Source organism: Micromonospora coxensis (genome assembly GCF_900090295.1).
Classification (GTDB): domain Bacteria; phylum Actinomycetota; class Actinomycetes; order Mycobacteriales; family Micromonosporaceae; genus Micromonospora; species Micromonospora coxensis.
In genome coordinates, this window is the sequence record NZ_LT607753.1 from 885,561 (window position 1) to 910,875 (window position 25,315).

At 74.4% G+C, this 25,315-nt stretch carries 24 protein-coding genes and 1 riboswitch; of the genes, 13 read left to right on the forward strand and 11 right to left on the reverse strand.

All coding sequences use genetic code 11. The features are described 5' to 3' along the window. Nucleotides 1-127 precede the first annotated feature (127 nt). A complete protein-coding gene (locus GA0070614_RS03905; protein WP_088974678.1) occupies nt 128-2,464 on the reverse strand; it encodes an FxsB family cyclophane-forming radical SAM/SPASM peptide maturase in 2,337 nt (778 codons plus the stop codon). 451 nt (nt 2,465-2,915) lie between these two features. Between GA0070614_RS03905 and GA0070614_RS03910 the strand changes: the two genes are divergently transcribed. The 5 genes from GA0070614_RS03910 (at nt 2,916) to GA0070614_RS03930 (ending at nt 6,504) form a co-directional block, all read left to right on the forward strand. Next, entirely contained in the window at nt 2,916-3,335 is a 420-nt protein-coding gene (locus GA0070614_RS03910) for a TOBE domain-containing protein (RefSeq protein WP_088974679.1), read from the forward strand. Then, nucleotides 3,332-4,108, forward strand: a complete 777-nt coding sequence (gene modA / locus GA0070614_RS03915; RefSeq protein ID WP_088974680.1) for a molybdate ABC transporter substrate-binding protein — start codon at nt 3,332-3,334, stop codon at nt 4,106-4,108. Before GA0070614_RS03910 ends, modA begins: the two co-directional genes overlap by 4 nt. 47 nt (nt 4,109-4,155) lie before the next feature. Next, nucleotides 4,156-4,926, forward strand: coding sequence for an ABC transporter permease (locus GA0070614_RS03920; RefSeq protein ID WP_088974681.1), 771 nt, complete (start codon nt 4,156-4,158; stop codon nt 4,924-4,926). Further along, nucleotides 4,908-5,981: an ABC transporter ATP-binding protein gene (locus GA0070614_RS03925; RefSeq protein ID WP_088974682.1), complete on the forward strand. Its 1,074-nt coding sequence runs from the start codon at nt 4,908-4,910 to the stop codon at nt 5,979-5,981. The genes GA0070614_RS03920 and GA0070614_RS03925 overlap by 19 nt, the downstream gene beginning before the upstream one ends. A 76-nt stretch (nt 5,982-6,057) precedes the next feature. Beyond that, nucleotides 6,058-6,504: an OsmC family protein gene (locus tag GA0070614_RS03930; RefSeq protein ID WP_231933519.1), complete on the forward strand. Its 447-nt coding sequence runs from the start codon at nt 6,058-6,060 to the stop codon at nt 6,502-6,504. Between the two features lie 9 nt (nt 6,505-6,513). Here the strand turns inward: GA0070614_RS03930 and GA0070614_RS03935 are convergent, their stop codons facing one another. Continuing rightward, complete coding sequence (locus GA0070614_RS03935) at nt 6,514-6,972, reverse strand: GbsR/MarR family transcriptional regulator (RefSeq protein ID WP_088974683.1); 459 nt, start codon at nt 6,970-6,972, stop codon at nt 6,514-6,516. 77 nt (nt 6,973-7,049) lie between these two features. Between GA0070614_RS03935 and GA0070614_RS03940 the strand changes: the two genes are divergently transcribed. Beyond that, nucleotides 7,050-7,961 (forward strand): ABC transporter ATP-binding protein, encoded by a 912-nt coding sequence (locus tag GA0070614_RS03940; RefSeq protein ID WP_088974684.1) that lies wholly within the window; start codon nt 7,050-7,052, stop codon nt 7,959-7,961. Next, entirely contained in the window at nt 7,954-8,742 is a 789-nt protein-coding gene (locus GA0070614_RS03945; protein WP_088974685.1) for an ABC transporter permease subunit, read from the forward strand. The genes GA0070614_RS03940 and GA0070614_RS03945 overlap by 8 nt, the downstream gene beginning before the upstream one ends. A gap of 179 nt (nt 8,743-8,921) precedes the next feature. On the opposite strand, the gene GA0070614_RS03950 is transcribed toward GA0070614_RS03945, so the two are convergent. Beyond that, nucleotides 8,922-10,298 carry a cation:proton antiporter gene (locus GA0070614_RS03950; protein WP_408630731.1) on the reverse strand — a complete coding sequence of 459 codons (1,377 nt, stop codon included), beginning with the start codon at nt 10,296-10,298 and terminating at the stop codon, nt 8,922-8,924. A 239-nt stretch (nt 10,299-10,537) separates the two neighbouring features. Here GA0070614_RS03950 and GA0070614_RS03955 point away from each other — a divergent pair, with 239 nt between their 5' ends. Together GA0070614_RS03955 and GA0070614_RS03960 are read left to right on the forward strand one after the other, a co-directional pair. After that, complete coding sequence (locus GA0070614_RS03955; RefSeq protein ID WP_231933520.1) at nt 10,538-11,905, forward strand: TrkH family potassium uptake protein; 1,368 nt, start codon at nt 10,538-10,540, stop codon at nt 11,903-11,905. Next, on the forward strand, nt 11,898-12,578 hold the full coding sequence (locus GA0070614_RS03960; protein WP_088974686.1) for a potassium channel family protein: 681 nt from the start codon (nt 11,898-11,900) through the stop codon (nt 12,576-12,578). The genes GA0070614_RS03955 and GA0070614_RS03960 overlap by 8 nt, the downstream gene beginning before the upstream one ends. A gap of 18 nt (nt 12,579-12,596) precedes the next feature. Here GA0070614_RS03960 and nhaA read toward each other — a convergent pair whose 3' ends face one another. The 4 genes from nhaA to GA0070614_RS03980 all read right to left on the reverse strand — a co-directional run bounded on the left by nhaA (nt 12,597) and on the right by GA0070614_RS03980 (nt 16,796). Further along, on the reverse strand, nt 12,597-13,925 hold the full coding sequence (gene nhaA, locus GA0070614_RS03965) for a Na+/H+ antiporter NhaA (RefSeq protein ID WP_088974687.1): 1,329 nt from the start codon (nt 13,923-13,925) through the stop codon (nt 12,597-12,599). A 121-nt stretch (nt 13,926-14,046) separates the two neighbouring features. Continuing rightward, nucleotides 14,047-15,177, reverse strand: coding sequence for an FUSC family protein (locus GA0070614_RS03970; protein ID WP_088974688.1), 1,131 nt, complete (start codon nt 15,175-15,177; stop codon nt 14,047-14,049). 27 nt (nt 15,178-15,204) lie between these two features. Then, on the reverse strand, nt 15,205-15,579 hold the full coding sequence (locus tag GA0070614_RS03975) for a sensory rhodopsin transducer (protein ID WP_172892364.1): 375 nt from the start codon (nt 15,577-15,579) through the stop codon (nt 15,205-15,207). Beyond that, on the reverse strand, nt 15,579-16,796 hold the full coding sequence (locus GA0070614_RS03980) for a D-arabinono-1,4-lactone oxidase (RefSeq protein WP_088974690.1): 1,218 nt from the start codon (nt 16,794-16,796) through the stop codon (nt 15,579-15,581). The genes GA0070614_RS03975 and GA0070614_RS03980 overlap by 1 nt, the downstream gene beginning before the upstream one ends. An 84-nt stretch (nt 16,797-16,880) precedes the next feature. Between GA0070614_RS03980 and GA0070614_RS03985 the strand changes: the two genes are divergently transcribed. Beyond that, nucleotides 16,881-17,504, forward strand: coding sequence for a universal stress protein (locus GA0070614_RS03985; protein WP_088974691.1), 624 nt, complete (start codon nt 16,881-16,883; stop codon nt 17,502-17,504). Nucleotides 17,505-17,593: 89 nt separating this feature from the next. Here the strand turns inward: GA0070614_RS03985 and GA0070614_RS03990 are convergent, their stop codons facing one another. The 4 genes from GA0070614_RS03990 to GA0070614_RS04005 all read right to left on the reverse strand — a co-directional run bounded on the left by GA0070614_RS03990 (nt 17,594) and on the right by GA0070614_RS04005 (nt 22,063). Next, the gene (locus tag GA0070614_RS03990) at nt 17,594-18,268 is read right to left on the reverse strand and encodes a LysM peptidoglycan-binding domain-containing protein (RefSeq protein WP_088974692.1); all 675 of its coding nucleotides are present in this window, start codon (nt 18,266-18,268) and stop codon (nt 17,594-17,596) included. Next, a riboswitch (cyclic di-AMP (ydaO/yuaA leader) is annotated at nt 18,267-18,438 on the reverse strand. (Overlaps the previous gene by 2 nt.) A gap of 141 nt (nt 18,439-18,579) precedes the next feature. Next, complete coding sequence (locus GA0070614_RS03995; protein ID WP_088974693.1) at nt 18,580-19,332, reverse strand: hypothetical protein; 753 nt, start codon at nt 19,330-19,332, stop codon at nt 18,580-18,582. A gap of 95 nt (nt 19,333-19,427) precedes the next feature. After that, a complete protein-coding gene (gene htpG, locus GA0070614_RS04000) occupies nt 19,428-21,314 on the reverse strand; it encodes a molecular chaperone HtpG (RefSeq protein ID WP_088974694.1) in 1,887 nt (628 codons plus the stop codon). 89 nt (nt 21,315-21,403) lie between these two features. Beyond that, a complete protein-coding gene (locus GA0070614_RS04005) occupies nt 21,404-22,063 on the reverse strand; it encodes a class I SAM-dependent DNA methyltransferase (RefSeq protein ID WP_231933521.1) in 660 nt (219 codons plus the stop codon). A gap of 197 nt (nt 22,064-22,260) precedes the next feature. On the opposite strand from GA0070614_RS04005, the gene GA0070614_RS04010 reads away from it, so the two are divergent. The 3 genes from GA0070614_RS04010 to smpB all read left to right on the forward strand — a co-directional run bounded on the left by GA0070614_RS04010 (nt 22,261) and on the right by smpB (nt 25,310). Next, complete coding sequence (locus GA0070614_RS04010; RefSeq protein ID WP_157744935.1) at nt 22,261-24,042, forward strand: S8 family serine peptidase; 1,782 nt, start codon at nt 22,261-22,263, stop codon at nt 24,040-24,042. Nucleotides 24,043-24,173: 131 nt separating this feature from the next. Continuing rightward, a complete protein-coding gene (locus GA0070614_RS04015) occupies nt 24,174-24,740 on the forward strand; it encodes a hypothetical protein (protein WP_088974696.1) in 567 nt (188 codons plus the stop codon). 87 nt (nt 24,741-24,827) lie between these two features. Beyond that, the gene (gene smpB, locus GA0070614_RS04020) at nt 24,828-25,310 is read left to right on the forward strand and encodes an SsrA-binding protein SmpB (protein ID WP_088974697.1); all 483 of its coding nucleotides are present in this window, start codon (nt 24,828-24,830) and stop codon (nt 25,308-25,310) included. Nucleotides 25,311-25,315: the final 5 nt, after the last annotated feature.

Sequence of the window (25,315 nt, forward strand, 5' to 3'; positions counted from 1 at the left end):
CACAGTATCGACAGCCGCACAATCCGCGCTGTCCCGCAGGGCGACCGGCACCGCCTCGCCCGCCGGAACCCGAGCCGGTCCCGGGCCCGCGAGCGGTGCGCGGGCCGTCCGGACCGGACCGTGGCGGTCACGGCCAACTGTCCAGAGTGTCGCGCATCCGACGGACGAACCGGTCCCCGGCGGTGGTCAGCGCGCCGAGGCCGAGCAGCGCGTCCAGGGCCCCGTCGGTCCAGTCGCGGTAGCGGCGGAACTCGGCGGCCGCGACCGGGCCGGAGCGGTGCCGCCACACGTCGGCGACCGCCAGGTGGGCGTAGGTGCCGTGCAGGACCCCCTCGACCGGACGCGGGTCGGCGCGCCAGGGCACCGTCAGCCGGCGCTCGTCGTGGGGGTCGAACAGGTCGCAGACGTCGAGCACCGCGTTCAGCTTGAGGTGCTGCACCTCGTGGACCAGCAGCACCGCCAGCGCCGCGTCGTCGGGCGCGGGCGCCAGCGCCACCGCGCCGAAGGCCGCCCCGGCGGCAGCGCTGCGCTGCGCCCCGCCGGCGTCGGGCCGCAGCGGCACGACCGCGCGCAGCAGGGTCCGCACGCCGGGGGCGTAGCCGGCGGTCTCGGTGTCGACGCGGCGCAGCGCCCGGTCGAGCTGCCCGGTCCACCGCGCCGCGTCGGCGGCGCCGAGGCGGGCGGCGACCGGCAGCTGGTAGCAGTCGCGGTACGGGTCGGTGTCCTCGATCAGCAGGTCGCGCCCGCCGACCCGGACGTGTCGGGTCGGCAGCCAGTGCGCCGGCCCGTCGGCGCCGATCCGCACCCGGTGGCGCCGCCCGGCGACGTGCACGTCGAAACCGTCGTCGCGGACGGCGAGGCGGGCCGCGCGCGCGTCGGCGGCGACGGTGAGCGCGCCGAGCGTGGGCAGGGGCAGCACTCCGTCGGCCAGCGGCACGTCGAGGTCGGCGGGGACCGCGGCGCGGATCGCGGCGGCGGCCGCCACGCAGGCCAGGTACGACACGTCCCCGGTCGCCGTGTCCCGGCAGCGTTGCGCCCAGCGCCGGACGAAGGGGTGCTCCAGCACGGCCTGCACGGCGTCGGGGGCGGCGACGTCGAGGTCGACCAGGAGCTGCCAGCCGGCCGCCGCCACCGGGTCGTCGGCCGCGCGGGGGCTGAGCGCGACGAGCAGCGCGCGGACCATGGCGAGGTGCACCGAGGCGAGCTGGTGGGCGCTCTCCTCGCCGCCCGGGCCGGCGGCGAGGTCGTCGAGCACGTCGCGGCCGAGCGAGTCGGCGTCCGGCCGGGCGACCGGCACGTACGCGGGGGTGCCCGCCATCGCGCTGATCAACTCCTTGAGGTCGGCACAGTAGACGGACGGGTTGTCGAAGCCGGCGCCGGCCCGGTAGCGGTGGGCGAAGAGCCCGCCGCCGCACTGGCGGACCACCGGGCAGTCGCGGCAGGTGGCGCAGAGCCCGGCCAGGCCGCTCTGTCGGATGGCGATCATCGGGTGGGCGGCGGCGACGTCGACGTCGTGCCGGAAGACGTCCAGCCCGGTGGCCGCCGCCCCGTCGTAGGCCGACTTGAGGGAGTCGACCTGCTCGAAGGTGCCGTCGGTCTCGATCACCACCAGGTCGGCGAAGCCGAGCCCCACCGCCTCGGTACGGCTGGTGCCGCCGGTGGCGGTGGACAGCAGCGACTCCAGCAGCCGGATCGGCACCGGCCGCCCGTCGGCCAGCCAGCGCCGGTGGATCGCCAGCAGCCAGTCCGCGTACGGGGTGGCGACGCCGTCGGGGCGCGGCGGTGGGCGTTCCCAGTTGGCGTGCGGGAGCAGGAAGTCGATGTGCGGCGGCTGCTCGGCCAGCAGCGCCTCGTAGACGCGCACCGGATCGTTGTCCAGGTCGATCGTGCACAGGATGCCGGCATAGCTGGCCCGGTACTCGGGGCGGCGCAGCAGCGCCAGCGCGCGCCGCACGGCGGCGTGACTGCTCGCGCCGTTGGCGTGGCGCCGGTGCCGGTCGTTGGCGGCCAGGTCGCCGTCGAGGGAGACGCCGACCTTGACGTCGTGGGCCACCAGCACGTCGCAGACCTGCGGGGTGAGCAGCACCCCGTTGGTCTGCATCCGCAGGTCGAGCCGGGTCACCGGGTCGATCTGCCGGCGCAGTTCGGCGGCGGCGGCGTCGAGGCCGGCCGCGCCGGCCAGCAGCGGCTCGCCGCCGTGCAGGACGACCCGCACGGTGTCGAGCCGGTGCGCGGCGGCGTGCTCGGCGATCCGCCGGGCGGCGGCCCGCAGGGTGGACGCCGTCATCACCTTGGGCTGGCGCCGCCACGACTGGTCCGGGTGCTGGTAGACGTAGCAGTGGTCGCAGGCGAGGTCGCAGCGGCTGGTCAGCTTCAGCACGTACTGGCTCAGCGGGCTGACCCCGGCGGTGGGCTCCCTGCGCGGCTCGGCAGGGTCAGATCGCAGAACCGAAGCCCTGGACATCGACGCCGGTCGGGCGGTTGACCCTGCGGTCGTGGGCGTGGGCGACGTCTGACGCGCGGGGGACCGGGATCTGCCCGAGCGGGGTGCGCAGGAGGTCGGCCAGCGGCGGTGGGGTCGGGGCCTGGTCGGGACGGACAGCGGTGCGCTCCACGGCGTTCCCCCATGTGAGTCGGAGGTCGGCGGGCCTCGGCCCGGGACGACGGTCGACGCCGACCATCGACGATAATATATGGCACACGCGGTGATGTCACGGCCGCTCTGCGTTCAACTCGCCCACCGTCACGCCTTCGGCCCGCCGCGCCCGCCCGGCCGCGCCCGCGCACCCCGCCCACCGGCCCGGACGACGACCGGACCGGGAGCGCATCTGCGGCCCGATCCGCGCCATGACCCTCCGGTACGCGAGGGCAACACCGCCTGTCGCCACGCGTTCGCGGCCGACTAGGGTGACCGGGTGACCGTGTTCCGGATCAGCGAGGCCGCCGAACTGCTCGGCGTCAGCACCGACACGGTGCGGCGCTGGATCGACGCCGGGCGGCTGGCCGCCAGCCGCGACGAGCACGGCCACCGGCTGGTCGACGGCGTCGACCTGGCCGGTTTCGTCCGCGCCCAGGGCGCCGGACCCGACGGCGGGGCCGAGTTCTCCTCGGCGCGCAACCGACTGCGCGGGATCGTCACCGCCGTCGTCAAGGACACCGTGATGGCGCAGGTCGACATCCAGGCCGGGCCGTTCCGGGTGGTGTCGCTGATGAGCCGGGAGGCGGTCGACGAGCTGGGCCTGACCGTCGGGTCGGTCGCCGTCGCCGTGATCAAGTCGACCACCGTGGTGGTGGAGCGGGCCGGCACCGGCGCCCGGGCGAGGGGCGGCGCGTGAGGATCCGTCCGGCCCTCGCCGCCCTCGTCACGGCGAGCCTGCTCGCCACCACCGCCGGCTGCGGCGCCGACGACCGGCCGGCCGACGGCACCGGCACGCTCACCGTCTTCGCCGCGGCCTCGCTCACCGAGTCGTTCACCACGCTGGGTCGGGAGTTCGAGGCCGCCCACCCCGGTGTGCGGGTCACCTTCAACTTCGCCGGCAGCTCTGCGCTGGCCACCCAGATCGTCCAGGGCGCGCCGGCGGACGTGTTCGCCTCGGCCGCCCCGAAGAACATGGCCACGGTCACGGAGGCCGGAGCCGCCGACGGCGCTCCCACCGTCTTCGCCCGCAACCAGCTGGTCATCGCCGTGCCGAAGGGCAATCCCGACCGGATCACCGGCCTGGCCGACCTCGTCCGGCCCGGCGTCACGGTGGCGCTCTGCGCCGCGCAGGTGCCGTGCGGGGCCGCCGCCCGCAGCGCGCTCGACACCGCGACCGTGCGACTCACCCCGGTCACCCTGGAGCAGGACGTCCGGGGCGCGCTGGCCAAGGTGACGCTCGGCGAGGTCGACGCGGCGCTGGTCTACCGCACCGACGCACGGGCCGCTGCCGCCGAGGTCGACGGCGTCGAGTTCCCCGAGTCGGCCGTGGCGGTCAACGACTATCCGATCGTCGTGCTCACCGACGCGCCGAACCCGGTCGCCGCCCGCGCGTTCGTCGAGCTGGTCCGCGGCGCGCGGGGCCGGGCCGTGCTCGCCGCCGCCGGCTTCGCACCGCCGGGGTCCGCGTGAGCGTCCCGGTGGACGCCCCGCCCCGCCGGCGGCGGCCCGTCCGGCGGATGCCGGTGGCGCTGGTCGTCCCGGCCGCCCTCGGGTTGCTCTTCCTGGTGCTGCCGCTCGTCGGGCTGCTGGTCCGGACCCCGTGGGACAGCCTGCCGCAGCGGCTGGCCGCCCCGGGCGTGCTCACCGCGCTGCGGTTGTCGGTGCAGTCGGCCACCCTGGCCACCCTGCTCTGCCTGGCGCTCGGCGTACCCCTGGCCTGGCTGCTGGCCCGGGCCCGGTTTCCCGGCCGGCGGGTCGTACGGGCGCTGGTGACCGTGCCGCTGGTGCTGCCGCCGGTGGTCGGCGGGGTGGCGCTGCTGCTGGTCTTCGGCCGTCGGGGCCTGCTCGGGCAGTGGCTGGACAGCACCTTCGGGGTGACCCTGCCCTTCACCACCACCGGCGTGGTGCTCGCCGAGGCGTTCGTCGCGATGCCGTTCCTCGTCATCGCCGTGGAAGGGGCGCTGCGCGGCGCCGACAGCCGCTACGAGGAGGCCGCCGCCACCCTCGGCGCCGGCCGCTGGACCACCTTCACCCAGGTGACGCTGCCGCTGATCGCCCCCGGCGTGGCCGCCGGCACGGTGCTCTGCTGGGCCCGCGCGCTCGGTGAGTTCGGCGCCACCATCACCTTCGCCGGCAACTATCCCGGCCGCACCCAGACCATGCCGCTCGCGGTCTACCTGGCGTTGGAGACCGATCTGGAGGCGGCGATCGTGCTCAGCCTCGTCCTGCTCACCGTCTCGGTGGCGATCCTCGCCGGGCTGCGCGACCGCTGGATCGGCAGCCCGTGACCGCGCCACTCGACGCCCACCTGGTCGTGGAGCGTGGCGACTTCCGCCTCGACGTGCCGCTGCGGGTCGCCGCCGGCGAGGTGGTGGCGCTGCTCGGCCCGAACGGGGCCGGCAAGACCACCGCGCTGCGCGCCCTCGCCGGGCTGCAACCGCTCACCGCCGGGCACGTCACCGTCGACGGCGTCGACCTGGACCGGCCCGCACGCGACCGGTGGGTGCCGCCGGAGCGCCGCCGCCTCGGCGTGGTGTTCCAGGACTACCTGCTCTTCCCGCACCTCAGCGCGCTGGACAACGTCGCGTTCGGGCCCCGCCGGCAAGGGCTGGACCGACGCGCGGCACGGGAGCGGGCCGCCGGCTGGCTGGAGCGCGTCGGCCTCGGCGGGTACGCCCGACGCCGGCCCCGGGAACTCTCCGGCGGCCAGGCGCAGCGGGTCGCCCTGGCCCGCGCGCTCGCCGTACGGCCTCGGGTGCTGCTGCTCGACGAGCCGCTCGCGGCGCTGGACGCCCGCACCCGGCTGGAGACCCGGGCCGAGTTGCACCGGCACCTGGCCGACCACGACGGCGCGGCGCTGCTGGTCACCCACGATCCGCTGGACGCGCTCGCCCTGGCCGACCGGCTGGTGATCATCGAGGAGGGCCGAGTGGTGCAGGAGGGGGACGCGGCGGCGGTGACCGCCCGGCCGCGCACCGACTACGTCGCCCGGCTGGTCGGGCTCAACCTCTACCGTGGCCGGGCCGACGGCGACCGGGTGCGCCTCGCCGACGGCTTCACCCTGGCCAGCACCGACCGGGTCGACGGAGACACGTTCGTGGTGTTCCCGCCGGCCGCCGTGGCGCTGCACCCGCGCCGCCCCGAGGGCAGTCCCCGCAACACCTGGCCGGCCACCGTCGCCGGGGTGCAGCGGCACGGCGACAACCTGCGGGTGCAGTTGACCGGGGCGCTCGACGCGGCCGCCGACGTGACCCCGGCCGCCGTCGCCCAGTTGCGACTGGTCCCGGGGCAGCAGGTGTGGGCGGCGGTCAAGGCCAGCGAGACCCGCGCCTACCCGGCCTGACCGGCGGCCGGGCCGAAGGTCCCGCCGGGACGGGTCGACCGACGCCTGCCGCTGATACCCCCAGGGGTGTTGACTGGTGGCGACGGACGAGCAGGAGGACGACATGCGACAGCAGGCCGAGGTGGGCACCCGCCGGATCGACGCCCGGTTCCTCGACGGCGAGGCGTACGAGTTCACGGCGCGCGGGCACCGCGTCCGGGTGGACCAGCCGGTGACCGACGGCGGCGACGACACCGCCCCCACCCCGGTGGAGCTGTTCGTCGGGTCGCTCGCCACCTGCGTGGCCTTCTACGCCGGGCGCTACCTGACCCGGCACGGGCTCGACCGCGACGGCCTGCGGGTCGGCGCCGACTACGAGATGGCCGCCGACCGGCCGGCCCGGGTGGCCGCGATCCGGTTGACCGTGCACGTCCCGCCGGGACTGCCCGCCGACCGGCGGGCCGCGCTGCTGGCCGTGGCCTCGCACTGCACGGTGGGCAACACCCTGGCCGCCGCCCCGGACGTCAGCGTCGACCTGGCCTGAGCCGCGACGTCACCGGGCGCCGGCCCGGTCGGCGCGCCACCGGTCGATGAGGGCCGGCATTTCCCGCCAGAGGTAGTCGTAGAAGTCCCGCATCTCGGCGAGACGACGACCGGCGGGCGAGTCCGGCCCGGTCGCCGCGATGCCCTGCTCGGCGGCGTCGCGCATGACGGTGACGACGGCGTTCTGGTTGGACATCAGCGTGGCCCAGGCGCCCTCGCGGATGCGGAAGTGCTCGCGGCGGCTGCCCGGCGCGGGGACCCGTTCGATCAGCCCGATGCCGGTCAGGGACCTCAGCGCCGTGGAGACGCTGCCCGAGCTGATGGTGAGCGCGTCGGCGATCTCGCCGGCCGTCATCGTCTCCTGCTCGGTGAAGAGCAGGGCCGCGAGCACCCGCGCGGTCATCCGTTGCAGGCCCCCCTCGGTGAGGACCAGGGCGAGCCGTTCCGCCGGATCGCTCGTCGCCGTCATGCCGTCACCCTTCTCTCGGCTCCGGCTCGGACCTTAACATCTTCAGAAATCTCTGAAGATTCGATAATGTCGAAGGCATGAGTGAGGTCATCCGACTCGAGAAACTGACCAAGACGTACGGCCGCCGCCGCGGCCTGGCCGGCCTGGACCTGACGGTGGCCGAGGGCGAGGTCTTCGGGTACCTGGGGCCCAACGGCGCGGGCAAGTCGACCACCATCCGCCTGCTGCTGGACCTGATCCGTCCCACCGACGGGCGCGCCCTGCTGTTCGGCACGGACAGCCGGCGGGCCGAGGCCCGGCTGCGCCGACGGATCGGCTACCTGCCCGGTGACTTCACCGTCGCGCCCCGGCAGCGGGTCGAGCAGTGCCTCGCCCACCTCGCCGCGCTGCGCGGCGGGGTGCCCCGGGCCCGCATCGACGCGCTGGCCGCCCGGCTGGACCTCGACCTGGGCGCCCGCGTCGGCGCGCTGTCCAAGGGCAACCGGCAGAAGGTCGGCCTGGTGCAGGCCCTCATGCACCGACCGGACCTGCTGATCCTCGACGAACCCACCTCCGGCCTGGACCCGCTGGTGCAGCAGACCTTCCTCGACCTGATCCGCGAGGCGAAGCTCGCCGGCCAGACGGTCTTCATGTCGTCGCACGTGCTGACCGAGGTGGAGGCGGTGGCCGACCGGGTCGGCATGATCCGCGAGGGCAGGCTGGTCGCCCTGGACACCGTCGCCCGACTGCGCGGCCGGGCCGCCCACGACGTCGAGATCACCTTCGTCGGCCCCGCCGACCAGGCCGGGCTCGCCGCCCTGCCGGAGGTCTCGGACCTGGTGGTCGACGGCCGGACCGCCCGCCTGCGCCTGTCCGGCAGCCCGGACACGCTGATCCGCCTGCTCGCCGGGCACCGCCTGGCCCGGCTGCGGGTGACCGAACCCGACCTGGAACACCTCTTCCTCGCCCACTACCGCACCGACGACACCGTGGAGGCCAGCCGTGCCTGAGGTCATGACCCGTACCCTCTGGGAGGGCCGCCGGGCGCTCGCCGGATTCGCCGCCGGGACGGCGCTGGTCGGCGCCATGTACGCCGGCTTCTACCCCCAGGTCGCCGACGGTGCGATGGGCCAGGCGGTGCAGGGCTTCTCCCCCGCCATGCGCGAGGCGCTGCGGATGGAGGACCTCGGCTCCGCCGCCGGCTACCTGGGCTCCAGCGTGTTCGGCATCATCGTCCCACTGGTCGCCGTGATCTGGGGCGTCGGCACCGGCGCCCGGGCGATCGCCGGCGAGGAGGAGAGCGGGCACCTCGACCTGCTGCTGGCCCACCCGGTGTCCCGGACCAGGGTGGTGCTCGACCGATTCGCGGCGCTGGTCACCGGCGCCGCGCTGATCGCCGCCGCCGTCTGGGTGGCCATGCTGGCCGTACGCCCCGGCGCCGGCCTCGACGACGTCGGCGTCGCCGAGTTCGCCGCCCAGTGCCTGGCCCTCGCGCTGCTCGTCGTCGTCTTCGGCACCCTCACCCTGGCCGTCGGCGCGGCCACCGGCAGCCGTGGCGCGGCGCTCGGCGGCGGCGCGGCCGCGGTGGTCCTCGCCTACGTCACCCAGGCGCTGGCCGGGCAGCTCGGCGCGGGCGCGCTGCGTCACCTCTCACCCTTCCACCACTACATCGGCGGGGAGCCGCTGCGGAACGGCTTCCAGTGGGACGGCCTCGCCACAATGACGGCAACCGCGCTGGTCCTGCTGGCCGTGGCGGTGGTGACCTTCGACCGCCGCGACCTGGCCACCTGAGCCTCCCCGGCAGCCGGCGGGCGGGACGTGGGTCTGCTCGGTGCACCGCACCGTGCGCCTGCTGCGACCCGCCTCCGGGCGGGCCGGAGCCGGGCGGCGCCGGCCCGCCCGGTCAGCGGGTGCGGTGGCACTCGCGCACGTCGGGCCGGAGCGCGCCGGCCCGCCCGGCAGCAGGGACGCTACGTCGTGCCGGGCCGCCCGTGCGGTGCGGCGTCACCGGCCGGCGCACCGTCGGCGGGAGCGGCGTCACCGGCCGACGCGGGACCGGCAGGCGTGGCGTCACCGGCCGGCGCACCGCCGGTGGGGGCGACGCCCGCCGTCCGGTCGGCACGCCCCGCCGGCCCGTTCGCCGCACGCCGCGAGCGGAGCCGGTGCAGCACCCCGTGCCAGTGCGGGGTGTCGCGGGTGTCGTCGAACGCCCGGGCCACCACCACGTCGGTCGACGAGTGCGCCAGGATCGAGATCACGATGGTCAACGCCACCAGGTGGAACACCTCGTCCGCGGCCGCGATGCCGGACTCCAGCACCAGCAGGCCGTACACGACCGAGGCGAATCCCTTCGGTCCGAACCACATGGCGGCGGCCTGCTCCCGCAGGCTCAGCCCGGAGCGGAGGAAGGAGATCCACAGCGCGACCGGGCGGGCCACCACGATCGCCAGGACGGCGAAGATCCATCCCGCCCAGGAGATCTCCCCGAGGAACTCCACCGAGATCAACGCCCCGAAGACCAGCAGCGCGGCCAGCTTCAGCAGCTCGGCCACGTTCTCGCCGAAGTGCTCGAACGCGGTTCGCTCCCGCGGTCCGAAGGTGGCCACGGTGATGCCGGCGGCGAACGCGGCCAGGAACAGGTTGCCGTGCGTCGCCTTGCCCAGGGCCAGCACCAACAGCCCGATGGCCACCCCGTTGAGCGGGGCGTACGCCGCCGACGCGGCGAACCAGCGGGTCCGTTCCAGCGCGATCGCCAGCAGCGGCACCAGCACGCCGATGAGCAGTCCGACGACCAGCTCGGTCGCCAACTCCCCCAGGTGCAGGTCGTCCGAGCCGGCGGCCACGGCCAGGAGCACGACCACGAACGGCAGGGCCAACCCGTCGTTGACGCCCGACTCGACGTTCAGCAGGTGCCGCAGCCTGGCCGGCACCTTGTCGTTGCCGACCAGGGCGGCGGCGAAGACCGGGTCGGTCGGGGCGAGGATCGCCCCGACCAGCAGCGCCTCCGGCCAGTCCAGTCCGGCGACGTAGCGCGCCAGCACGGCGGTGACCAGCAGGGTCAGCGGCAGGCCCCAGCCCAGCGCGCGTCCGGGCAACCGCCACGCGGAGCGCAGGTCGGCCCAGCCGACGCGCATCCCGTCGGTGAACAGCACGGCGAAGAGCGCCAGCTCGGCGAGCTGCGCCACGATCGGCGAGTCCGCCCGCAGGTGCAGCACCCCACCGGTGTCCTCACCGAGCACGAAGCCGGCCACCAGGAACAACGCCGCGGTGGAGAGGATCGTCCGGTGGGCCAGGGCGGAGACGAGCACCGCCGCCAGCAGGACGACGGCGAAGGACAGCAGCAGCACGACAACCTCCGGGAGGCACGACGGGTCACGGTGCCGACCAGGCTTCCCGGCGCTCCACGGATCCCGGTGATCATAAGCCCCGGCCGCAACGGAGAGGGCGTCGGCCTCACCACGAGCCCGGCGTCCCGGCCTGACGACCCCCGCCGGCACGGACGTGCGATGATCCGCCGTGTGGCGATGACGGCCCGGCGCGGTACGCCGGAGGGACAGCCGGCCCAGGGTCGGCCGGCAGGGGCGGCGTGCCGAAACTGAAGCGCCTGCCCGCGTGGAAGCGCGACGGCAACCGGTTCCGGCACCCGGCCCAGGTGATCAGCACCGGGTTCGGCACCGCCGTCGCGACCGGCACGGCCCTGCTGTCACTGCCGGCGGCCACCCAGTCCGGACAGCGGGCGCCCCTGGTCGACGCGCTGTTCACCGCCACCTCCGCCGTCTGCGTCACCGGGCTGGTGACCGTCGACACCGGCAGCTACTGGTCGGACTTCGGGCAGGTGGTCATCCTGCTGCTCATCCAGGTCGGCGGCCTGGGCATCATGACGTTGGCGACGCTGTTCACCGTGCTGCTCTCCCGTCGGCTCGGCCTGCGCGCGCGGTTCCTCGCCCAGGCCGAGACCAAGAGCCTCGACCTGACCGACGTGCGGGGCGTGGTCCGGCGGATCGTCCTGTTCAGCCTGATCAGCGAGACGGTCGTGGCGCTGGTGCTCACCCTGCGGTTCGCCACCGCCTACGACGAGCCGCTCGGCGCGGCGGTCTACGACGGCGTGTTCCACGCGATCTCCGCGTTCAACAACGCCGGCTTCTCCACCAACGCCGACAGCCTGGTCCGCTACGTCACCGACCCGTGGATCAACCTGACCGTCACCAGCGCGGTGATCCTGGGCGGGCTCGGGTTCCCGGTGGTCTTCGAACTCCTGCGCACCTGGCGCCGACCGGCGCTGTGGTCGGTGATGACCCGCCTCACCGTCACACTCACCGCCACCCTGCTGGTCCTCGGCACCCTGGTGTTCACGCTGGCCGAGTACACCAATCCCCGGACATTCGGCCCGCTGAGCGCGCCGGAGAAGTTCCTCGCCGGATTCTTCGCCTCGACGATGACCCGTACCGCCGGGTTCAACAGCGTCGACATCGGGGCGATGCGACCGGAGAGCCTGCTCGCCAGCGACGTGCTGATGTTCATCGGCGGGGGCAGCGCCGGCACCGCCGGGGGCATCAAGGTGACCACCTTCGGGCTGCTGGCGTTCGTGCTCTGGTCGGAGATGCGCGGGGAGACCCACGTCAACGTGGGCCGGCGGCGGATCCCGCCCAGCAACCAGCGGCAGGCGCTGGCGGTGGCGCTGCTCAGCGCCGGGGCCGTGGCGACGGCCACCTTCGCGCTGGTCGCGATGACCTCGTACGGCCTGGAGCCGATCCTGTTCGAGGTCGTCTCCGCGTTCGCCACGGTCGGCCTGTCGACCGGGATCACCGCCAGCCTGCCACCGCAGGCGGACCTGCTGCTGGCCGTGCTGATGTTCGCCGGCCGGATCGGTCCGCTCACCCTCGCGTCGGCGCTGGCGCTGCGCGACCGGACCCGCCGCTACGAACTACCCGAGGAGAGGACGATCGTTGGCTGACACACCGAACGATCCCGTGGTCGTCATCGGCCTGGGCCGCTTCGGCAGCGCCCTGGCCCTGGAGCTGACCAACCGGGGCACCGAGGTGCTCGGCATCGACAGCCGGCCCAAGGTGGTCCAGGCGCTGTCCGGGAGCCTGCCGCACGTGATCACCGCCGACTCCACCGACATCGAGGCGCTGCGGCAGCTGGGCGTCGCCGAGTTCCACCGGGCTGTCGTGGCCATCGGCACCGACATCCAGGCCAGCATCCTCACCACCAGCCTGCTGTCGGAGCTGGGCATCCCCGACATCTGGGCCAAGGCGATCAGTGACCAGCACCGCCACATCCTGACCCGGGTCGGCGCCACCAGGGTCGTCGCGCCGGAGCACGACATGGGCGAGCGGGTCGCCCACCTGCTCTCCGGACGGATCCTCGACTACGTCGAGGTCGACGCCGACTTCGCGGTGATCAAGACGACCCCGCCCCGGGAGGTGGTCGGCAAGCCGCTGCGGGAGTCACGGGTACGCAGCCGCTGGGGCGTGACCGTCGTCGCGGTGAAGCCGCAGGCGACCCTTGCCGGACGGAAGCCGGAGTTCACCCACGCCACCCCGGACACCGTCCTCGCCCACGGCGACCTCATCCTCGTCGTCGGCCCGATCGACAGCGTGGAGCGGTTCGCCACCAGCGACTGAGCCGGCTGCGCCGGCCGCTCACCGCCCGGCGGTCCCGTCCGTGGGCGTCTCGAAGACGTCCGGGACGCCGTCGCGGTCGCGGTCGATCTGCTCGATCTCGTGCACCCGGCGGTAGAACCGGCTGCGGGAGCGCAGGATCACCGTGGCGAGCAGCGCGGAGAGCAGCGAGCCGGTGAGCACCGCGACCTTCACCTGGTCGTCCCGCTCGCTGCCCAGCCCGAAGGCCAGCTCGCCGATGAGCAGGGACACGGTGAAGCCGATCCCGCCGAGCAGCGACAGGCCGAGCACGTCGAGCCAGTTCAGGCCCTCGTCCAGGTCGGCCCGGGAGAACCGGGAGACCAGCCAGGTGGCGGCCAGGATGCCGATCGGCTTGCCGAGCACCAGGCCGACGACGATGCCCAGGGCGACCCGGTCGGTCAGTGCGGTGACCAGGCCGGCCAGGCCACCGACGGTCACCCCGGCGGAGAGGAACGCGAAGATCGGCACCGCGATGCCGGCGGAGACCGGCCGGAACCGGTGCTCGAAGTGCTCGGCCAGTCCCGGGCCCGCGTCCGGGCCACCGGCGCCCTCGCTGCGGATCACCGGCACGGTGAAGGCCAGCAGGACGCCCGCCACGGTGGCGTGCACGCCGGACTCGTGCACCAGCACCCAGGTCGCCGCCGCCAGCGGGAGCAGCAGCCACCAGGACCGGACCCGTCGCTGCACCAGCAGGCCGAAGATCACCAGCGGGACCAGCGCGCCCAGCAGCGGCAGGACCGACAGGTCGGTGGTGTAGAAGACCGCGATGATCACGATGGCCAGCAGGTCGTCGACCACGGCCAGGGTGAGCAGGAACGTACGCAGCGCCGACGGCAGGAACCGGCCGACGACGGCGAGCACGGCCAGGGCGAAGGCGATGTCGGTGGCGGTGGGGATCGCCCATCCCTTCGCCGCGCCGCCCCCGGCGCCCGCGGCGATCGCGGTGTAGATGAGCGCGGGCACGACCACCCCACCGGCGGCGGCGGCCACCGGCACCGCCGCGCGACGGGGATCACGCAGGTCACCGGCGACGAACTCGCGCTTGAGCTCCAGTCCGGCGACGAAGAAGAAGATCGCCAGCAGGCCGTCGGCGGCCCAGGTGGCCAGGCTCAGGTCGAGGTGCAGGGACGCCGGACCGATGGTGAAGTCCCGCAGCGACTGGTACCCCTCCGACCAGGGCGAGTTCGACCAGACGAGGGCCAGCAGCGCCCCGACGAGCAGGAGCGCGCCGCCCACCGTCTCCCTGCGCAGGATGGCGGAGATGCGGCTGGTCTCCCCCCAGGACCGGCGAGCGAACAGGCTGGGGCGGCGCCGAGTGGCGTCGGTCACGAAAACTCCTCGTCGGCAGGGAACGCGTCATCCATCGCCGACCAGACTTCCCGGCACACCTGGGCCAACCCTATCCACCCCGGCGGGAAACGGCCCGTCGGAGGCACGCCCGCCCACCGCCTCACTGCCCCGCGGCGGCGCGACGGACCATCCGCCGGGCCTCGTCGCGCGGCACGCCGGTGGCCCGCAGCAGGTCGTTGGCGGCCGTACGCAGCTGCGACACGACGATCGTGCCGGAGAAGCCCATGTCCTGCCGGCACGCCGCACCGGCTTCCCGCACGGCGGCGAGCACCCGGTCCCGGGCCCGTACCGGCTCCCGGGCGGCGAGGAACTCGCGGTGCAGCAGGCGGACCGCCTCCCCGAAGTGCTCGACCGCGGCGGGCAGCCCGGCGGGCACCGGCTCGCCGTCGCGCAGGGTGGTGCCGATCCGCCGTACCAGCGCCCGGCTGTTGCGGAACGCCCGGTCCATGTGTTCGACCCCCCGGCGGTACGCGGCCAGCGCCCTGCGGCGGCGCCAGCGCACCGGGGAGAAGCGCACCACCTCGTCCGCCGCGCCGACCACCTCGCCGAGCCGGCTCAGCTCCGGCTCGGCGGCCCGCATCCGGTCCAGCACCCGCTCGGCGTCGCGGGCGTCGCCGGTGGCGAGGGCCCGTGCCGAGGCGCTCATCTCCCGGGCGAAGAGGTCCAGCGCGGGGTCGGCGACCCGGCGTACGGTGCGCAGCGGGTTGAGCGGTGCGAGGACCAGCACCACGAACAGTCCGACCGCTCCCCCGACCAGCGCGTTGACCGTCCGGGGCAGCTCCAGGTCGGGGGCGGTGGGGGTGAGCGTGGCGATCAGCACGGCCGTACCGCCGGCCTGGGTCATCAGCGCTCCGCCGCCGCGTACCAGCACCGCGCCGGTGATGGCGAGGAAGACGATCACACCGGTCTGCCACGGACCGGTCCCGAACACGGCGATGAGCAGGTCCCCGACCGCGATGCCGAGGACCACGCCGACGATCAGCTCCACGGTGCGCCGGGTCCGGTTGCCCAGGGCGGCGGCGATCACGCCGACCGCGGCGGCCGGGGCGAAGGTCGGCTCGGGGTTGCCGAGCACCCGCCCGGCCAGCACCCACGCCAGGGCGGCGGCCAGACCGGCCTGGACGGCGACGATCAGGTACGTCTGCAACCGCCGGTAGCTGTCCCGGCCGATGCCCGAGAGCCGGTCACGCAGCGGTCCCGTAGCGTCCGCCGTCCTCTCCGTGAACCGCATGGGCGCGGGTACCCGGCCCGACGGACCTCACACCGGGTACGCCATGGTGCCGGTCAACGCGACCACCCCCGGCAGGCGGGTGTCCTGGCGCAGGAACTGCACCACCACCGGCACCGGAGAGCGCAGCACCAGCCCGTACGGCCGGTCGAGGCGGATCGCCTCCGGATCGATCAGGTCGTTGACGCGGACGTGCCGGATCCGCCGGCCCCCGACGAGGATCCGGTACGGCCCGACCGGGTCGACGTCCTCGTAGTACACGTCCAGTTCCAGTTCGGCCTCGCTGTCGGTGCCGTTGAGGACGCAGAGCTCGTCGAATCCGGTGAACTGCGGCTCCGGGCCGTGCCCGGGGAAGGGGATGTGTCCGCCGGGGACGACCCAGACCAGCGCGCCGACGTCCGCCATCACGCCTCCTCCAGCAGCCGTGCCAGGTCGGGGGTGAGCAGGACCCCGTCCGGGTCGAGCCGCCGCCGTACCTGCTGGAAGTCGTCCCAGCGCGGGTAGAGCGGGCGCAGCTCGCGCGCGGTCAGCCAGTGCTTCTTGCCCCAGTGCGGCCGTCCGCCGTACTGCCGGAAGACCGCCTCCATGTCCCGGAAGTACTCCTCGTACGGCAGGGTGGTGTTCTGCAGGCAGGCGATGGTGGTGGTCGGCCGACCGTAGGCGTTGCTGAGCCAGATGTCGTCCGGCGCGATGCTGCGCACCAGCACCCGCCACGCCGCGACCCGGCGGTGGCGGTCCTTCACCCGGCGGCGGACCTCGGCGAAGCAGGCCGGGAACGCTTCCGACGGCAGCATGTACTCGATCTCCTCGAAGCGCAGCTCCCGGTGCCGGGGGATGGTGCGGTGGGTGGGTCCCACCCGTACCTCCCGGGGCGCGGCCCACGGCGCGGACTCCGGGACCCGGGGCGCGGCCCACGGTCGCCCCCGCCCCGGCCCGTCCTCCCGGTTCATCGTGCGGATCTGGGTCAGGTCGCTGCGCGGGTACCAGTAGAAGTCCATGTTGCGGTTGGTGTGCTGCAACTCGGCCAGGTGGTCCAGCGTCCAGTCGACGGGCGCGCACCAGGCCCGACGGCGCAGGTCGAAGCAGGGCTGCACGTCGAGGGTGAGCTGGGTGACCACGCCCAGGGCGCCCAGGGACAACCGCACCGCCGGCAGCAGGTCCGGGTTGCTCGTCGCCGACACCTCCAGCACGTCGCCGGCGCCGGTGACCAGTCGTACGCCGGCGACCTGGGTGCACAGGTTGCCGAAGCCCAGGCCGGTGCCGTGGGTGCCGGTGGCGGTCGCCCCGGCGATCGACTGGTAGTCCACGTCGCCGAGGTTGTCCATGGCCAGGCCGGCCTCGTAGAGCCCTTCCCCCAGCTCCTTGAGCTTCGTGCCGGCGCCGACCGTGGCGAGGTCACCGTCGTCGTGCAGGACGCCGGCGAGGCGGTCCAGGCTGACCAGGATCCCGTCGGTACGCACCAGCGGGCTCGACGAATGACCGGAGCCGACCGGGCGGATCTTCGTCCCGGACTCCCGGGCGCGCGCCACCAGACGGCGGACCGCGTCCTCGTCGGCGGGCTCGGCGTACTCGGCCGGGGTGAAGGCGAGGCTGCCGGACCAGTTGACGAATTCCCCTGCCACGCGACCTCCTCCCCGCCGGACGGGCGGCTTACCCGTCGCCGGGCCGGGTAGTCGCCCGTGACGGCGGACCGAGCGGGGGTGGCGATGGATCAGGCGTGGTGGGTCGTCCTCGCGGTGCTGGCCTGGTTGGCGATCGGCCTGGTCACCGCGGCGGTGTTCGTCACCCGGGGCGGGCACCGCAACCTGCTGTGGTACCTGGTCGGTGGACTGCTCGGCCCGATCTTCGTGCCCATCGCCCTGGAGCGCGGCCGGGCCGGCACCCGGCGGGTGGACGTGCGCTCCCGCCCGCCCTCGGCCCGGGGCGACGGGCTGCGGGTGCTGGTGGGGCTGGACGGCTCGGCGGACTCCGACCGGGCCCTGCGCACCGCCGTGCGGGCGCTCGGCGGCACGGCCGGCGATCTGGTCCTCGTCGCCGTGACCAGCCCGGACCTGATCGACGTCGAGGCCGCCGAGGAGGACCGACGGGCCCGGCGCATGCTCGACGAGCGGGTCGCGGCGCTGCCGGCCGGGCTGCCCGCGCCGAGCACGGAGATCGTCGCCGGTCATCCGGTGGACGCGCTGCTGGCGGTCGCCGACGCCCGCGACGTCGACCTGCTCGTCGTCGGCCGGGCCGGGCACGGGCTCGGTGAGCGGCTGCTCGGCAGCGTCGCCGAGGAGTTGGCCCATCGTTCCCCTCGTCCGGTCCTGCTCGGCGGCCTGCCCGGGTGAGGCGTGCCCGTCGACGCGGCACGCGCCGGCGGACGGCGACGCCCGGCCGGTGCGGGACCGGCCGGGCGTCGGTGGTGCGGGGTGGTGCGTCAGAGGCTGAGCTTCTGGCCCGGGAAGATCAGACCCGGGTCGGCGCCGACGACGCGCCGGTTGCGCTCGTACAGCGCCTGCCAGCCGCCGGCCAGGTTCTTCGCCTCGGCGATCTGCGACAGGGTGTCGCCGGTGCGCACCACGTAGGTGTCGCCGCCGGCCGCCGGGGCGCTGCGCTGCTGGCCGCGCTGCTCGGTACGCGTCGACCGCTCGGTGGTGGCCTTGGCCGTCCGGCGCGGCTCGGAGCGCCGCTCCGACTTCTGCGACTTCTGCGACTTCTCCGACTTGGTGGCGTAGCTCTTCGTCGAGCCGCCCTTCTTGCCACAGGTCGGCCAGGCGCCGATGCCCTGGCCGTCGAGCACCTTCTCGGCGATCGCGATCTGCTCGCCGCGACTGGCCAGGTCCGCCCGGGAGGCGTACTTCTTGCCGCCGTAGCCGGCCCAGGTGCTCTGGGAGAACTGGAGGCCACCGTAGTAGCCGTTGCCGGTGTTGATGCTCCAGTTGCCACCGGACTCGCACTGGGCGATCGCGTCCCAGTTGACGCTGGCGGCGCTGGCCGGGGAGGCCGGCGCCAGCACGGCGGCGACCCCGGTGACCGCGCCGACGGCGAGCGTGCCGACGGCGACGCGGCGCGAGCTGACCCGTCGGTGACGGGCGACGTATGCAGTTGCCATGTGTGATCCTCCACGCCGACGAGGTGAGCTGTCGGGTTCGGGCCGAGGAGCCCGGCCGCCGTGGCGGCTTCACCCCGAGGTGACGTGCACCGAGGAACGTGTGGGTCCCCCGCTCCATGCCCAGGTGACAAGGTCCGTGGCCGGCGGCATGGATTAGGCGTTACCGACCCCGGTTGCCCGCGATCGCGGACGAGAACGACGTTAGGAACCGTTTCGGGGATTTGCCCACTTCTTGAGAGGTTCTTCACCCGGTCAGGCGAGGGCTCGCGGCCCCCGGTTGCGGACCTCGTGCAGCCGTGCACAATGCCCGGTCAACTCGGATCCCGCTGCCCCAGCCCGAGGGCCGCGGTCCGCCCGTCGCAGGTGAGTTCTCCCGGCTGCATGAGGACAGTGGGCGGTCGCCACACCTCGACCCGGTCACCGACCACTCTGGCCAGCAGGCACGAGCCGCGTCGGCCCTCGCGCAGCGCCAGGCCCACGGCGCCGTCGACGGTCGCCACGTCCCGCCGTACCCGGGGATCGAGGCGCAGCCGGTCGACGGCCGCCCCGACGGACCGCTCGGTGGCCGCCGGGCCGGTCGGCAGCGAGCGGCGCAGCCGCTCGTCGGTGCCCGACGGCAGGCTCGGCGCGGGACGCGGGGTGATCGGCGCGGTGGGCGGGCAGTCCACCTCGGTCACCGGATCGACCCGGTCGTCCGGCCGGTACCCGAGCCGGTGACAGAGCGTCACCTCGGCGCGCGCGGACTCGGACCCGTTCCAGTCCAGGACGAGCGCCTCGCCACGGACCCGGACCACCAGCGACACCCCGTCGCCGTCCTGCCGGGTGGTGCCGTCGAGGCTCATCAGGTCGACACCCTCACGCCCGGTGACCAGCCGGCCGAACTCGTCGGCCTCCCAGGGACGGTCCCGTGCGATCGCAGCGGTCACCTCGGTCAGCCGGGCCCGGGCCTGCTCCTGCGCCTGGCGCCGGGCGTCCGCCTCGTGGTCGCCGGCCACGCAGCCCGTGAGCAGCGCCGCCAGCACCACCGCGCCGACGATCCCGACGTTGCCCCGTACCGTCCGCATGAGCGCATTGTGCCCGCCCGGCGCCAGACGCGGCATCGGCCGGACGCGGACGGCCCGGGGGCGGACGCGAGGTCCGGCCCCGGGCCACGTCCGGTTCAGAGGGTACGGGCCAGCCGGTCGGCCAGCACCCGCGCGAACCGGGCCGGATCGGCGAGGTCGCCGCCCTCGGCGAGCAGCGCCATGCCGTGGAGCAGTTCGGCGGTCTCGGTCAGCGCCGGGTCGGCGGCGTCGCGCTCGTACGCGGCGCGCAGCCCGGTGACCAGCGGGTGGGTCGGGTTGAGTTCCAGGATGCGCTTGACCGCCGGCACCTCCTGCCCCATCGCCCGGTACATCTTCTCCAGCGTCGGGGTGATGTCGTGCGCGTCGCCGACGATGCAGGCCGGCGAGGTGGTCAGCCGGGAGGAGAGGCGGACCTCCTTCACCGTGTCGGCGAGCGCGCCGCCGAGGAAGGTGAGCAGGTCGGCGTACTCCTTGGCCTGGCGTTCCCGTTCGGTGCCGGCCTCCTCGCGCTCCTGCTCGGAGTCGAGGTCGACCTGACCCTTGGCGATCGAGCGCAGCGGCTTGCCGTCGAACTCGCCGACCCGCTCGACCCAGACCTCGTCGACCGGGTCGGTGAGCAGCAGCACCTCGTAGCCCTTGGCCCGGAACGCCTCCATGTGCGGCGAGTTCTCCAGCGTCGCCCGGCTCTCGCCGGTGGCGTAGTAGATCTCGCCCTGGCCCTCCTTCATCCGCGCGACGTAGTCGTGCAGGCTGGTGAGCTCGGCGGCGTCGTGGGTGGACTCGACGGAGACGACGTCGAGGATCGCCGCGGTGTTGTCCGGGTCCTCCAGCAGACCCTCCTTGACCACCCGGCCGAACTCGGACCAGAAGCTGCGGTAGCCCTCGGCGTGCGCGGTGCGCATCTCCTTGACCGTGGCGAGCACCTTGCGCACCAGCCGGCGACGGACCACCTGGATCTGCCGGTCCTGCTGCAGGATCTCCCGGGAGATGTTGAGCGACAGGTCGTGCGCGTCCACCACGCCCTTGACGAAGCGCAGGTAGCTGGGCATCAGCGCGGCGCAGTCGTCCATCACGAAGACCCGCTTGACGTAGAGCTGGACGCCCCGGCGGCCGTCGGCCATGTAGAGGTCGAACGGCGCGTGCGAGGGGATGAAGAGCAGCGCCTCGTACTCGAAGACGCCCTCGCCGCGCATGTGGATGGTCTCCAGCGGGTCGGCCCAGTCGTGGCTGACGTGCCGGTAGAAGTCGCGGTACTCCTCCTCGGCGACCTCGTCGCGCGGGCGGGCCCAGAGCGCCTTCATCGAGTTGAGCGTGGCCGGCTCGGCCTCGGGAGTGACCAGCCGGATGGGCCAGGCGATGAAGTCGGAGTACTTCTTGACGATCTCGCGGATCCTGGCGTGGTCGGTGTAGTCGTGCAGGTTGTCCTCACTGTCGACCGGCTTGAGGTGCACGGTGACGGTGGTGCCCTGCGGCGCGTCGTCGACGGTCTCCACCACGTACGTGCCCTCGCCGGTGGACTCCCAGCGGGTGCCCTCGGTCTGCCCGGCGCGACGGGTGACCAGGCTGACCCGGTCGGCGACCATGAAGGTGGAGTAGAAGCCGACGCCGAACTGGCCGATCAGCTCCTGGCTGGCGGCCTCCTTGGACTCCTTGAGCTTGCGCAGCAGCTCGGCGGTGCCGGAGCGGGCGATGGTGCCGATCAGCGAGACGACGTCCTCGCGGGACATCCCGATGCCGTTGTCGCGCACGGTCAGCGTCCGCGCCTCGGGGTCCGTGGAGATCTCGACGTGCAGGTCCGAGGTGTCGACGTCGAGGTCCTTGTCGACCAGCGACTCCAGCCGCAGCTTGTCCAGCGCGTCGGAGGCGTTGGAGACGAGTTCGCGCAGGAAGACGTCCTTGTGCGAGTAGATGGAGTGCACCATCAACTGCAGCAACTGACGCGTCTCGGCCTGGAACTCCAACGTCTCGGTCCGGCTGCTCACACCAACCTCCTCATCCCGGTGGTTCCGGTCCCCTCTGGGATCCGCGCAAAGGATACGAGCCGCCGTGGCGGTCCGGTCACGCCCGGTCGTCACCCGGGCCGGCGGGCCATCAGGAACGCCTGCGGGGTCGGCTCCGGGCGTCCCTGCCACTGCTCGGGCTCCCGGCACGCCCGGACCCGCACCTGCAGCCCGGCGGCCTCCAGCAGGGCGGCGACCCGCTCGGGGCGGCGGCGGTGGAAGACGAGGTCGACCTCGTGGCCCCAGGCGTCGGTGCGGTGCACCGGCTCGTCGCCGACCTGGAAGGCGAGCAGCGCCTGCCCGCCGGGGGCGAGGACCCGGTGGAACCCGGCGAGCGCCTCGGGCAGCCGGTCGTCGGGCAGGTGGATGACCGAGTACCAGGCGACCAGCCCGGCGAGGCTGCCGTCGGGCTGGTCGAGGTCCAGCATCGAGCCCACGGTGAAGCGCAGGTCGGGGTGGAGCCGGCGGGCCTCGGCGATCATGCCGGGCGACAGGTCGACCCCGCCGATGTCGAGGCCGAGGTCGCCCAGGTGCCGGGTGATCCGGCCGTTGCCGCAGCCCACCTCCAGCACCGGTCCGCCGCCGCCGGCGCGCACGGTCTCGGCGAAGGCGGCGAGCAGGGCGCGCTCCAGCGGCCGGACCGCCAGTTCGCCGGCGACGAAGTCGGTGTAGTCGGTCGCCATCGTGTCGTACGAGGCGCGGGTGGTGGTGAGGAAGTCCGTTGCGGTCACGGTCGCCGACCCTACCGCCGGGAGGTCGGGACACAGTGGATCCCACCGTGTGGACGGTCGTTCACTTTCGCAAGATTATGGAAACTCTTTCTTCTCGTGACTGATATTTCATTGGTCTTCCAACATCTTGCAGAGCCTCCTAGCGTGGTGCCGGGCCCGCGGTGCGTGGGCCCGCGCCCGAGCGCAAAGGAAGAGACGTGTCCCTCCGTACCCCGATGCACCTGGCGGTGGCGCTCGCGACCGCCACCGTCCTGCTGCCCACGGCGCCCGCCGCGGCGCGGCCCGCCGCGCCGCCGCCGGCCGGCGGCGCCGTCACCTCGTTCCTGGTCGGCGCCCACGCCCCGTCCGACGCCCGGACCGCCCGCGCGGCCGACCCCGCCCGGCTCACCGACGACCTCGCCGCGGTCGGCCGCGACACCGGGGCCCGCCTGACCGTCACCCGCATCCTGGCCACCGGCGACCTGCTGGTACGCGCCGACCGGCCGCTGCCGGCCGGCACCACCCGCGCCGTGCTCGACCGGCTGCGCCAGCGCGCCGACGTGGCCTGGGCCCGCCCCGAGGCCCGGGTACGTCCCGCCGTCACCGAGGCCCCAAACGACACCCGCTGGAGCGACCAGTGGGACCTGCACGACCCCCTCGGCGGCGTCTATGCCGAACCGGCCTGGGCCACCGGCGCCGACGGCTCCGGGATCACCGTCGCGGTCCTGGACACCGGCGTCACCGCGCACCAGGACCTGGCCGCCAACCTGGTGCCCGGCTACGACTTCGTCAGCGACCCGGCCGACGCCCGCGACGGTGACGGCCGTGACCCGGACGCCACCGACCAGGGCGACTGGGAGGAGCCCGGCGACTGCGGCGACACCTTCCAGCCGAGCAGCTGGCACGGCACCCACGTGGCCGGCACGATCGCCGCGCGCCGTGGCGACGGCGCCGGGGTGGCCGGACTCGCCCCGGGGGCCCGGATCCAGCCGGTGCGGGTGCTCGGCCGCTGCGGCGGCACCACCGCCGACATGGTCGACGCGATCGTCTGGGCCTCCGGCGGCGCGGTGCCCGGGGTGCCGGCCAACCCCACCCCGGCCCGGGTGCTCAACCTCAGCCTCGGCGCGTCGGTGAGCTGCGACCCGGCCACCCAGGCCGCCGTCGACCAGGCGGTCGCCCGGGGCGTGACCGTGGTGGTCTCGGCCGGCAACTCCGGGGCCGACGCGGCGCACTACTCCCCGGCCGGCTGCGCCGGCGTGGTCACCGTCGCGGCCAGCACGATCACCGGCGAACCGGCCCCCTACTCCAACCACGGCGCCGCCGTGGAGATCACCGCGCCCGGCGGCGACCGGAGCCGTGGGGTGCTCTCCACGGTGAACACCGGGCGCACCGTCGCCGAGGGCGACGGCTGGGCCGAGTACACCGGCACCAGCATGGCCGCGCCGCACGTCGCCGCCGCGGCGGCGCTGCTGCTCGACCGTCGCCCCGACCTGACCCCCGCCGAGCTCACCGCGCTGCTGCGCGGCACCGCCCGGCCGACCGCGTACCCGCAGGAGTGCGGCTGCGGCAGCGGCGTGCTCGACGTCGACCTCGCGCTGCGCGCCGCCACCGGCCACCCCGGCGACACCACCCGGCTGGTCCTCTCGGCCGGGGCGCGACCGGGCGAGCCGCTGATCGACGAGCGCGGCGTGCACCTCGCCGGCACGCTCAGCCGGCTCGGCGCCGGCCTGCCCGACTGGGATCCCGCCGGGCTGCGGATGCGGCGGGTCGACCCGCCCACCGGGCCGTACCGGCTGGTGCTGACCGTGCCCGCCGGCACCGAGCTGGAGTACAAGTACACGCTCGGCGACTGGGAGCACGTCGAGCAGGCGTACACCGACAGCGACGCCGGCTGCTTCGACATCGACAACCGTCGCCTCACCGTGGCCGGCGCCGGCACCGTGCAGACCGTGCGCGACCGGACCGTCGGCTTCCGGGGCGTGTGGCCGTGCGACCGCTGACCCGCCTCCGCCGTCCCGCCCCCGTCCGTCCCCGCCGCCGCACCACCGGCCCGGCGGGTCCCGGACGCCGGCCCGGCCCGCCCGCCGGCCGGCACCCCGATCCGTACGACCCGGCAACCGGAAGGAGCACCATGCGCCCGATCCACCGTGTCCTGCGCGTCCTCGCCACCGTCGTCCTCGCCCTGCTCACCGCGTCGACCGTCGCCACCCCGGCGGGAGCGTCACCCCTGCCGCCGACGGAGCTGGGCGGGCTCGACCTGTCCGCGTACTGCCGCTCCCAGGGGGCGTCCGACGCGGTGCTGACCGGCGGCACCGCGTACGACTGGCACTGCCGCACCGCCGACGGACGCCGTACCGACCTGGCGTTCGACGCCGCCTGCCGGTGGACGTACGCCACCGACGGCGCGGTGGACCGGATCGGCAACTTCTACGACCCGACGTCGGTGCGCTGCTGGCGGGTGCGGGCCGACGTCGTCACCCCCGACTTCCGTCGCTGGTGCCAGGCCACCGGCCGCTCCGACGCGGCGCTGCTCGGCAGCACCGTCTACGACTGGCGGTGCGTGACCTACAGCCGCGGGGGCCCGTCGTACTCCGACGTCGACGTGCTGGCCGCGTGCCGCGAGACCACCTTCGGGTACGCCACCGTGGAGCGCTTCGCAAGCTTCCGCGACGCGTACTCCTGGCAGTGCCGGGTCTGACCCGTCCGGCGCCCGCCGGCGTCGCCTTCCCGGGCGGCGCCGGCGGGTATCCTGCTCCCGGTCCGCAGCTCACCGGGGGAGGTCGTCGTGGCCAGGGAGACCGGGCGCACACTCATCGCCTCCAACAAGAAGGCCCGGCACGACTACACCGTGCTGAAGACCTACGAGGCCGGGATCGTGCTGGCCGGCACCGAGGTGAAGTCGCTGCGCGAGGGGCGGGTGTCGCTGGTCGACGCGTTCGCCCAGGAGCGCGACGGCGAGATCATGCTCTACGGCCTGCACATCGCCGAGTACGGCTTCGGCACCTGGACCAACCACCAGCCCCGGCGCACCCGCAAGCTGCTGCTGCACCGGGTGGAGATCGCCCGGATCCTGGAGAAGTTGCGTGACGGCGGCGTGACGCTGGTGCCGCTGTCGATGTACTTCAGCAACGGCTGGGCCAAGGTCGAGCTGGCCCTGGCCCGGGGCAGGAAGTCGTACGACAAGCGGCAGGCGCTCGCCGAGCGCGACGCCAACCGGGAGATCGCCCGTGAGCTGGGCCGCCGGCTCAAGGGCCGCCGCCCCGCCTGATCCCG